This is a genomic window from Mesorhizobium carmichaelinearum, assembly GCF_900199455.1.
Classification (GTDB): domain Bacteria; phylum Pseudomonadota; class Alphaproteobacteria; order Rhizobiales; family Rhizobiaceae; genus Mesorhizobium; species Mesorhizobium carmichaelinearum.
The window spans coordinates 358,625-368,725 of sequence record NZ_FZQR01000001.1 but is presented as its reverse complement, the minus strand read 5'-3'; the positions used below and the strand labels follow the sequence as shown (position 1 = coordinate 368,725).

9 protein-coding genes are annotated in these 10,101 nt (G+C 59.4%); 8 read left to right on the top strand and 1 reads right to left on the bottom strand.

Translation table 11 applies throughout. The annotated features are described in order from the left end of the window. Window positions 1-2: 2 nt before the first annotated feature. From CKW40_RS01525 to CKW40_RS01515, 3 genes are read left to right on the top strand one after another with little or no spacing between them, the layout of a single operon-like run. Window positions 3-2,162: a type I secretion system permease/ATPase gene (locus CKW40_RS01525; protein WP_095198178.1), complete on the top strand. Its 2,160-nt coding sequence runs from the start codon at window positions 3-5 to the stop codon at window positions 2,160-2,162. Next, a complete protein-coding gene (locus tag CKW40_RS01520; protein WP_095198177.1) occupies window positions 2,159-2,851 on the top strand; it encodes a biotin/lipoyl-binding protein in 693 nt (230 codons plus the stop codon). Before CKW40_RS01525 ends, CKW40_RS01520 begins: the two co-directional genes overlap by 4 nt. Beyond that, a complete protein-coding gene (locus CKW40_RS01515) occupies window positions 2,778-3,689 on the top strand; it encodes an HlyD family type I secretion periplasmic adaptor subunit (RefSeq protein WP_179297787.1) in 912 nt (303 codons plus the stop codon). Before CKW40_RS01520 ends, CKW40_RS01515 begins: the two co-directional genes overlap by 74 nt. 275 nt (window positions 3,690-3,964) lie before the next feature. On the opposite strand, the gene CKW40_RS01505 is transcribed toward CKW40_RS01515, so the two are convergent. Next, entirely contained in the window at window positions 3,965-4,984 is a 1,020-nt protein-coding gene (locus tag CKW40_RS01505; RefSeq protein ID WP_179297808.1) for a GntR family transcriptional regulator, read from the bottom strand. A 620-nt stretch (window positions 4,985-5,604) separates the two neighbouring features. Between CKW40_RS01505 and CKW40_RS01500 the strand changes: the two genes are divergently transcribed. From CKW40_RS01500 to CKW40_RS01480, 5 genes are read left to right on the top strand one after another with little or no spacing between them, the layout of a single operon-like run. Further along, the gene (locus tag CKW40_RS01500) at window positions 5,605-6,681 is read left to right on the top strand and encodes an ABC transporter ATP-binding protein (RefSeq protein ID WP_095198485.1); all 1,077 of its coding nucleotides are present in this window, start codon (window positions 5,605-5,607) and stop codon (window positions 6,679-6,681) included. Window positions 6,682-6,728: 47 nt separating this feature from the next. Then, window positions 6,729-7,628, top strand: a complete 900-nt coding sequence (locus CKW40_RS01495) for an ABC transporter permease (protein ID WP_095198173.1) — start codon at window positions 6,729-6,731, stop codon at window positions 7,626-7,628. 2 nt (window positions 7,629-7,630) lie between these two features. Beyond that, the gene (locus CKW40_RS01490; RefSeq protein WP_095198172.1) at window positions 7,631-8,476 is read left to right on the top strand and encodes an ABC transporter permease; all 846 of its coding nucleotides are present in this window, start codon (window positions 7,631-7,633) and stop codon (window positions 8,474-8,476) included. Beyond that, entirely contained in the window at window positions 8,473-9,219 is a 747-nt protein-coding gene (locus CKW40_RS01485) for an SDR family NAD(P)-dependent oxidoreductase (protein WP_095198171.1), read from the top strand. Before CKW40_RS01490 ends, CKW40_RS01485 begins: the two co-directional genes overlap by 4 nt. A gap of 17 nt (window positions 9,220-9,236) precedes the next feature. Beyond that, window positions 9,237-10,010 carry an SDR family NAD(P)-dependent oxidoreductase gene (locus CKW40_RS01480; protein ID WP_095198484.1) on the top strand — a complete coding sequence of 258 codons (774 nt, stop codon included), beginning with the start codon at window positions 9,237-9,239 and terminating at the stop codon, window positions 10,008-10,010. Window positions 10,011-10,101 lie beyond the last annotated feature (91 nt).

Sequence of the window (10,101 nt, the reverse complement as noted above, 5' to 3'; positions counted from 1 at the left end):
CCGTGAAGCACGCTGACGCGCCGGAGCCTGGTTCTGCTTTCGATGTCGGCTTGGCCAATCTCTGCCTGATCGCAGGCTATTATCGCATTCCTGCCGACCAGGCCCAACTCCGCCACCAATTGGCACTGTCGGTTCCCTCTGAGCCTGAGGATTTGGTCCGCGGCGCCAAGCTGCTGGGCTTGAAAGCCCGTATTGTGAAGCCGGCTAAGCCTGAGCGTCTCGGGGCCATTCCGTATCCCGCAGTGCTGTTCCTGAAGGACGGAGGCAGTGCGGTATTGGCGGCTGCGTCGGAAAAAGGAAAAGTGCGGCTGGTCGATCCGTTGCGCCGTTCAGCCCATGAGGCCGAACTCGAGGAGGCATTTGAGCTTTCCGCAGGTAAAGCGCTTCTGGTGACACGCAGACTGGGAGGTGCTGGCGCTGATCCCGACCGTTTCGGCTTCTTCTGGTTTTTGCCGTCGCTGTGGCGTTATCGCAAAGCCCTGGCGCAGGTCTTCACCGCCTCACTCTTCATCCAGGTCTTCGCGCTGATCACGCCGCTATTTTTCCAGCTCGTCGTCGACAAGGTGCTGGTACATAAGGGCGTCTCCACCTTGACTATGCTGGTGGTGGGCCTTCTCACTTTGGGGCTATTTGAATCTATTCTGCAGTTTCTTCGAAGTTATACCCTCAACCATACGACCAACCGCATCGACGTCGAGCTCGGTCGGCGGCTGTTTCACCACCTGTTCCGTCTGCCGGTTGGTTATTTCGAGACACGACCCGCTGGCCAAACGATAGCGCGTATGCGCGAACTGGAAACGATCCGCAGCTTTCTGACAGGGCAGGGGCTGACGGCGGTGCTGGATTTTTTGTTCACCCTCGTCTTCGTTGGCGTACTCTTTATCTATTCCAGCACCTTGACGTTCGTCATTCTCGCTTCCGTCCCGGTCTACCTCCTCATTGCCCTGCTGCTGCGACCTCTTCTGCGGCGTCAGATTGACGAGAAATTCAATAGGGGTGCAAGGGCTCAGCAGTTCCTGGTCGAATCTATCGTGGGAGCCCAGACGCTGAAGTCGGCCAGTGTGGAACCGATGATGCAGGCGCAATGGGAGGAGCGCTTGGCTTCTTATGTCAGCACGTCGTTTGACGCGACAGTGACGGGTTCTCTAGGCCAAGGGCTTATACAATATGTGAGCAAGGCGGTTAATGCGCTGATCCTGTTTCTTGGCGCAACAGAAGTGATGTCTGGCAACATGTCGGTGGGCGAACTCATTGCCTTCAATATGATCGCAGGCCAGGTTGTTCAGCCCGTGTTGCGGCTTTCGCAGTTGTGGCAGGACTTTCAACAGGTTCAAGTGTCGGTGGCAAGAATGGGGGATATTCTAAATGCCCCGCCCGAGCCGAGCCCACAAAGCCTGCTGACTCTGCCGCCCATCCGTGGCTACATTGAGTTCCGCAATGTCACAATGCGCTATCGTCCGGATACGCCGGACGTTCTGCGCAGCATCTCGTTCGGCATTGCAGCCGGTGAAGTGATCGGCGTGGTCGGCCTTTCGGGCTCCGGCAAATCCACTCTGTCCAAGATGGTTCAGCGTCTCTATAGCCCGGTTGGTGGACAGATCCTGCTTGACGGCGTGGATATTGCTCAGCTCGATCCCGGCTGGCTGCGTCGGCAGATCGGCGTGGTGTTGCAAGAGAATGTCCTCTTCAATCGCACCATTCATGAGAACATCGCACTCAGCGATCCTGCCATGCCACGTGCCCAGGTGATACAGGCGGCGCGTCTTGCAGGCGCGGACGAATTTATCGCCCAGCTGCCGCAAGGCTATGACACAATGATCGAGGAGAGAGGTGCCAATCTCTCTGGAGGGCAGAGGCAGCGCATTGCCATCGCCCGGGCCCTTTCGACAAATCCGAGGATCTTGATCCTGGATGAGGCTACGTCGGCTCTCGATTACGAGAGCGAGCGCATAATTCAGGACAATATGCATGCGATCTCGCAAGGGAGGACCGTGCTCATCATCGCCCATCGCTTGGCGGCCTTGCGGCCCTGCAACCGGATTATCGGCATGGCCAAGGGCGAGATCATCGAGAGCGGCACGCATTCCGAGCTCCTGAACAAGCCAAAGGGGCTTTATGCGGGGCTCTGGGCGCTGCAAATGGAGCAGGCTAGGCCAGCATGAAGCACGATCCGGTATCTTCGGGTAAGGAAAGGGCCGGCCAAGCGCACCAGTCAGGCCAAATCAGGGGGCGCGACCTGCAGTTCCTGCCGGCTGCTTTGGAGATTCTCGAGACACCAGCGCCGCCGGCGTCAACCGCATTCATGATGATTATCTGCGCCTTTGCGGCGGCAGCCATTCTCTGGTCTTTCATCGGCCATCTCGATGTAGATGCCGTTGCCCCGGGCAAAATTGAGGCTTTGGGGCATGCCAAGGTCATTGAAGCGATCGATCCGGGCAAGCTTGCTTCCATCCATGTGGAGACTGGATCGTATGTTCGTTCTGGCGATCTCCTCGTGGAGTTCGACCCGGCTGAGAGCCGGGCCGAGCTGGACGCAGCCCAAAGCGAACTCTCCGCAGCTCAAGCAGAGATAGACCGCAGGCGCTTCGCCATTGGGCAGATTCAGGCATTGGCGGGAAAGTTGCAGGCTGGCTCAGCCCAAACGGCGCCTATGGCACCTTTGGTTCCAATCATTCAGGCCTCCGCAGATGTGGCGTGGACGGCCTTCATCCCATGGGAGACACGGCAACGTGAGCAGGCCGTGCTTCAAGCCGATTTTGCGGTTTTGGCCTCGACAATTGGAAAGTGTCGACAAGCAGTCAATAGCGAAACAAGCCAGCCTGACGCGCCTGCATATGAGCATTGCCCATGAGAATGACCTGATTGCAACCCTTTCGCAGGCCGCGGCAATGCGCCAAGAGTCCGTGGCTAAGGAGGTCGATAGCAAGATTAATCTTTATGATGCCCAAGCGGAGCTGGAGAAATCTCAATCGCAACTGGCTTCCGACACAGGCCAACTGGCTGAGACACAGGCGGAACTCGACCAAACTTTCAGCGACAAGCGCAAGGCGGTCGAACAATTCCTGGCCGATTATGCCGGCAAACTGGCTGACGCTGAGAAGCACGGCGATGATGAGGCCCAGGCCGTCAACAAAGCCGAAGCACATTTGGCGCACGCAAGGCTTGCCGCGCCAGTCGACGGCATCGTTCAAGATCTCGCCGCCACCACAATCGGCCAAGTCTTTACCACTGGCCAGCAGATCATGACCATTGCCCCCACGAAGCCTAGCCTCCAGGTGGAGGCCCTGGTTCCCAACACCGACATCGGATTCCTGAAACTTGGCCAGGGCGCTGTCATCAAGGTGGATGCCTTCCCGTTTACCCGCTTCGGCACCGTCCGCGGTCATATCGTCCGGATCGCGGCGGGAGCCATTGAAGAACAGGAGGCCAAACGGCAGTTGGCCGATGCCGTTGCAGCGGCCAATGAGGCCACAGCTTCCGCCGGCGTATCGCCCGGGTCGGCCCCAAGCTTTGTGTTCCCCATCACCATTGCACTGGATCAGAACAGCATTCCCGTCGATGGTACCGACATCCCGCTCGCCTCCGGCATGAGCGTGGTTGCCGAAATTCGCACTGGCGAGCGCCGCATCATCGATTATCTGGTCTCGCCTTTGGCTAAAATTTCCAGCGAGGCGTTCAAGGAGCGGTAGATACAGCCTCGGTGAGGGGAAGTCTCTGCTGCATCATAGTTCAGCGTCACCGCATTGCCTTGTGGATCGATGACTTGGAACTCCAGCTGCTGATAGAAATCTATTGCATCGCGAATGTGACCGACAGCTCGACGCGCAAAAACGCCGCGCAACCCCTCGTGACGCACGGCATCTGTCCCCGCGCGCGATAGCGTCAGTCAAGCTGGGTATCGCTGCAAGCGCTGTTACACCTCAAGGTGCGATCTTCAACCCAGGCGAGGGCTGGGTTGACCCGGCTACTCGACCCGCGTCAGGTAAGCGGCGGTCACACTCGGGCCTGGAATGATCGCGACGATTTTCATCTGGGCAATCATGCGTTTCATCGCCGCGTCGAGATGCGTTTCCAGCATCGCGGCCGCTGCTGTCACCGCACCGCGGATGAGAAGCTCCACAATCAGGCGCAGTTCGGTGATGACCGTCGGATCACCGGGAAGCCCGAGCTTGCGCAGCAGCCGCTCGGACGCGCCGACGGGAAGCAGGTTGTTGCGGATGAGCTCGCGCAGTTGCTCGTTCTCCGTGGTCAGGATGCATGTTTCGATTAGTCGCGTTTGAAGCTCCTCGATGTTCTTCAGGTGATCGGTGGTATCCAGTTCCTCAAGGGTCACAAGCTGGCTGAAAAGCTTTGTCAGTCTGTCCCTGTCGATGAGCGGCGCACCCGCCAGCAGCGACGACGGCTCCAGCATGCGGCGGAGCGCAAAGTGATCCTTGATCGTCTGGGCGGTGAGGGGGCCAGCCATCCAATGGGAACTCTGGTTCTTGCGCACGAGGCCACGTTCCTGCAGGCGGCTGAGGACGTCTCGCACCACCGTACGACTGACATTGAAGTGATTGGCGATTTCTATCTCGATGATCCGGTACTTGCCGAACACGACACAGCCGGCAACGTCGGCTTCGACCGTGTTGTAGATGCGCTCCCAGGAAGATCGGCTCTGAAGCGCTTCATCGGCATGCTGCAGAACGACAAGGCCGAGCGACTTTATGTCGGTGCGGTTTGGCACGATATCGCGACCTTGTGGGCCGACAAGAAAACCTCTGCCCTTGAAGCGATGGACAAGGCCTTCGGCTTCGAGGCGCAGGAGCGCGCGCTGAACGGGAGCCCGAGAGATCTGCAGGATTTCCGCGATCGGTCCTTCGAGAAGAACCAGCCCGTCAGGAAGCAGCCCATCCCGGATGTTATTGCGCAGCACGTCTTCGGCGATTTCGTAGCGTCGCTGCGTGGTTTGGCCTGCATTGCTGCGTGTCATGGGGAGAGGCATTCTCCGTCTTGGATCCTGTTGGGGGCAAGAAAACTGGATGTCTGTCTGTACGCTATTTTGCTCCTGTTTTACATCGGCAAATAATGACTTTTGCATACAAAATCTGAAAAGTTGAACTGGTAACATCGAGATTTTCGACGCCGGCGCAGTTGGCATGCCGCTTGCGTCGAGGTCAGGATGGCCAGCGAATCTACGCTGGACATGGGATTTCTGCCGCAAATTTAGGCTCTGTTTGCTCCAAACAGGCAGTGGTTCTGTATTGTCTGGGCATAGATTGTTACATCGTTACAAGCCTAGCGCCAATTTCGGCAGGCAAAAAGCGCTTGTGAAATTTCGATGCGCGCGTCAACGCATGCCGTTTTTTGATTTGCGACGCTTCAACGTAGCGAAATGCTAAAAAGCCTATTGAATACAAAAATCATTTATGTCATAAATTTTGAAGCGGATGCCGGAAGAAGCATCCCGAGGTGGATGACCACAAACCACAAGAAACGAATGCTTCAAATGCGCGCAGATCATGCGCGCAACCGCTATCGGCTTGCCCGTTCGCGGAAACGTTTCCGCGTCACCACGCGGCGACGTTAGCGACAGTTTACTTGCGAGAAACCGGCAGGGAAATCGTGGCGGCAGTTTTGCAGCTCTCTCAGGTGACAAAGGCTTACGGCGCGCTGCGGGCGCTCGACGGCATCGATATCTCGCTGCCCGACAATGCCTACATCTCGCTTCTCGGTCCGAGTGGATCGGGCAAGACGATCCTGTTGCGTGTGATTGCCGGCTTCGAGGCTCCCGATGGCGGCAGCATCCTTTTCAAGGGCGAACGCGTCGAAGCGGTTCCGCCGCATCGCCGCAACATCGGCTTCGTGTTCCAGAATTTCGCTCTGTTCCCGCACCTGTCCGTCGCAGGTAACATAGCTTTCGGCCTGGAGAACCGGGAGTTGAATCCAATCACGGATTCGGCCGTCGTTCGCGCCAAGGTCAAGGATATCGTCGCTCTCGTCGGTCTGACCGGTCTTGAAGACCGAGGCGTCGCACAGATTTCAGGCGGCCAGCGTCAACGCGTGGCGCTGGCCCGAACATTGATAACCGAACCGTCGCTGGTCCTGCTGGACGAGCCGCTTGGCGCGCTCGATGCCAATTTGCGCACGCGCATGCGCGCCGAGCTGCGGGCGATCCGCGAGCGCTGCGGCGTAACGTTTCTGCATGTGACCGGCAGCGAAACCGAGGCACTGGCAATGGGTGACACCGTACTCGTGCTGGATCGTGGACGCATCGCCCAGGCTGACGACGCCGACACCGTCTACAACCGGCCGCGGTCGGCGGCCGTGGCAAGATTTCTCAATTGCTACAATCTTTTCGAAGGACAGCTCTCGAAGGATGATTTCGTCAGTCCGGTGGGAAGGTTTCCGTTGCAGGGTCAGAAGGCCGATGTGCGCGGTCAACCAGCCTATGCCATCCGTTACGATCGAATCTCCGTCAGGCCGCTTGCAGCCCCCGTTACAGCGGAGGAAGTCCGCATCGAGGGCACGTTCATCGCCGACGAGTATTCGGGCGCGGCCATCAATTCCTTTTTCTCGCTCGATGATGGGCGCGTGATCGAGGTCGAGTCTCATCTCAGCCAGGCCGCGCCACAGACCTGTGTGCCGCACGGCCGCTACGCCCTCGTTTGGAAACGCCAGAATGCACTTGTCTATGCGTGAATCGCGCTTCGGCGCTGTGTTTGCCTGCGGAATGGAGATTGTGAACGATGGCGATGACTGCCGCCACGGCTGAACCGGCGTCCGCCGACCGGCCCGCAAGGAAAATGCCCGACAGGACGTTTTGGCTGCTTGCGCCTGGCGTGATCTGGATGGTTCTTTTTCTCGTCGTGCCAATTCTGATGATGGTTTACGTCTCGTTCTGGACGCAGACCACATTTGCGATCACGCCGACGCTGACGATCAAGAGCTGGGTGATGTTTTTCTCCAGCGACACCTATCTCAGCGCGCTTTGGACGACAATTCGCATCTGGCTCATCGTCCTGGCGGCAACCCTGATCGTCGGTTATCCGGCTGCTCTTTTTGTCGGGCTGTTCGTGCGCAACAAGACCGTGCAGACGGTGCTCTTGGTGCTCTGCGTCATTCCGTTCTGGACGTCGTTTCTGATCCGCGTTCTCGCCTGGCGTCCGATGCTCGGCAAGGAGGGCGCAATCAACCTCATTCTTCAGGGTGTCGGGCTCATCAACAAGCCGATCGAGGTGCTGCTGTTTTCCGAGCTGTCGGTCATTATCGGCATGACGCAGATCTATTGCGTGTTCATGGTCGGGCCGATCGCCTTCATGATGGGCCGCATCGACCAAAGCGTCATTGAAGCCGCGCAGGACCTCGGTGCCGGCTTCTGGCGGATTTTCCGTACCATCATCCTGCCGTTGTCGATGCCAGGCGTCGTGGTCGGCGCGATCTTCGTGTCCGTGATGGTGCTTGGCGAATTCGCGACGTCCGCGGCCCTGTCCGGCCGCAAGGTCAATCTCCTGGGCAACATCATCGTGACGCAGGTCGGGTCGCTGAAATGGGCCTTCGCGGCGGTCGCGGGCGTGATCCTGACCATCCTGATGGGCATCGTCGTGGCTGCGCTGCTGCGTGTGGTCGATCTCAGGAAGGAGCTCTGATCATGCAGGCAAGCGGCACGAAGCTGGCTCTTGGCATCTACACGACATTGTTCCTCGTGTTCCTTTACGGTCCGATGGTGGTTCTCGCGATCCTGTCCTTCCAGACAGGACCGGAAGGCGGTCCGCAATTTCCGATCATCGAGTGGTCGACCTATTGGTACAAGCATCTTTTCGGCATGACACCGCCGACGCGCATCGCGCCGCTGCCGATCGAGGAGGCGCTCGTCCGCTCGCTCGTCCTGGCAGTGATGACGATGATCGTCTCGACCGTTCTTGGTGTCACCTCGGCACAGGCATTCCGCAAGAAATTCGCCGGCTCCGGTTTTGCTTTCTACCTGATCGTGCTCGGCATGATGGTGCCCGGTGTGCTGGTCGGGCTTGGCATGGCGCTGATCGCCAATGCATTGGGTATTGACCGGCACTGGTGGGGGACGACCTTCGTGCTGCACGTCGTCTACACCTATCCCTTTGCGTTCCTGGTGATGCTGGCAATCCTCAACCGCTTCGACCAGAACGTCGAGGAGGCCTCCTGGTCGCTTGGCGTGTCGCCAATGAAAACGTTCCGCAAAGTGACGTTTCCGCTGATCTTTCCTGGCGTTCTCTCAGCCATGCTGTTCGCCTTCACGCTGTCCTACGACGAGTTTTCGCGCACCTTGTTTGCGTCGGGCCGTGACCTGACGCTGCCGCTTGCAATCTACGGAACGTTCTCAGTGGAGGTCCATCCGAACGTCTTTGCGTTCGGTGTGCTGACGACGCTGTTTTCCTTCGCACTGCTCGGGACCTACGCGGCGCTGATGATGCTGTCGATCCGCCGCGCCCGCCGGGTCGCCATCCAGGAGGAGGCATGATGCCCGGCGAGACAGCGAGCGCAATCGTAACCGGCGCCGGTTCCGGTATCGGCAGGGCAATAGCCATCCGGCTCGCCGCCGATGGCTACGCCGTCCTGGTCAACGACCTCGATCCCGGGCGCGCCCAAGCGGTGGTTTCGGAGATAGCCGCCTCTGGCGCAAAGGCTGTCGCTGCCGCCGGCGACGTCTCATCCGAAGCAGACGCAAAGGCCATCCACGCGGCGGCCGTCGCGGCCTTCGGCGACACCGACCTGCTGATCAACAATGCCGGCATCGTGCATCAGTCGCTGTTTGAAAATCTCGACATAGAGGATTTCGACCGGATGTTTGCGGTGCATGTCCGCGGAACCTTCCTGATGACGAAGATGGTTCTGCCGGCGATGCTGAGGGCCGGCAAGGGCGCCGTCATCAATGTCGCGTCACAGCTTGGCCAGATCGGCGGTATCGAGCTTTCGCATTACGCGGCCGCCAAATCGGCGATCATCGGCATGACCAAGTCGCTGGCCCGAGAGGTGTCGAGCCGTGGCGTGCGCATCAATGCGGTTGCACCCGGACCCATCAACACACCGCTCGTTCGGGAACTGTCGCAGGAATGGCGCACCCGCAAGGCATCCGAGCTGCCGCTTGGCCGTTTCGGCGAGCCTGAGGAGGTGGCGGCAACCGTCGCCTTTCTCGCATCGCCGCAGGCCAGCCTGTTTGTCGGACAGACGCTCGGTCCGAATTCCGGCGACGTGATGCTGTGAGCGAGGACATGACGATCATGACTGACGCGCTGCTCTCTTCCCGTGTTGTTCTCATCACCGGCGCCGGCATCGGCATCGGGCACGCGACAGCCAAGGCCTTCGCCGCACTTGGCGACCATGTCGTCGTCACCGATGTGCTGGAGCGCGAGGGCAACGGCACGGTCGAGGCCATCCGGAGGGCTGGCGGTTCGGCTGACTTCCATGTGCTGGACGTGCGTTCGACGTCGGCCGTCGATGCGCTGGTCGCCGATGTGGAGGCGCGCCTGGGCCGGATAGACGTAGTCGTTGCCAATGCCGGTATCGCCCACAAGGCGCCGCTCGAAACGCTTGACGACGACAAGTGGGACCTGACGTTCGATATCGATCTGAAGGGCATTTTCCGTGTTGCGCGTGCGGCGGTCCCCGCAATGAAGGCACGCAGATCCGGTGCCATCGTCGCGCTCTCCTCGATCATGGGGACGTCCTACGGCTGGGACGAGCATGTGCACTATTCCGCCGCCAAGGCCGGCGTCGTCGGCCTGGTGCGCGGTCTTGCCGTGGAACTCGCCCGTGACGGCATCCGCGTCAACGGCATGGCGCCTGGCTACATCCGCACCGCCCAGCTGCTGTCGGAGGAAAACTCGCTGGGCGCAGCAGGCGCCGAAGCCGCCGGCGCCTTCATTCCAATGGGGCGCATCGGCGAACCCGAGGAAATCGCCGACGTGATCACATTCCTTGCATCACGCGGCGCGAGATACATGACCGGCCAGACGCTGGTCGTGGATGGGGGCCTCCTTGTGGGCCGGTACTAGCACACGACGTTCGCCGAAGATCCTCAACGGGGCTTTCGGAATTATCACGCCAGAACAATGGATCAGGGTGTCCACAAGGGGACGCTCCGGG

Coding starts and splice junctions, on each gene's coding strand:
- CKW40_RS01490 (WP_095198172.1), top strand. CDS start 7,631: ATGCAGGCAAGCGGCACGAAGCTGGCTCTTGGCATCTACACGACATTG.
- CKW40_RS01485 (WP_095198171.1), top strand. CDS start 8,473: ATGATGCCCGGCGAGACAGCGAGCGCAATCGTAACCGGCGCCGGTTCC.
- CKW40_RS01520 (WP_095198177.1), top strand. CDS start 2,159: ATGAAGCACGATCCGGTATCTTCGGGTAAGGAAAGGGCCGGCCAAGCG.
- CKW40_RS01505 (WP_179297808.1), bottom strand. CDS start 4,984: ATGCCTCTCCCCATGACACGCAGCAATGCAGGCCAAACCACGCAGCGA.
- CKW40_RS01495 (WP_095198173.1), top strand. CDS start 6,729: ATGGCGATGACTGCCGCCACGGCTGAACCGGCGTCCGCCGACCGGCCC.
- CKW40_RS01480 (WP_095198484.1), top strand. CDS start 9,237: ATGACTGACGCGCTGCTCTCTTCCCGTGTTGTTCTCATCACCGGCGCC.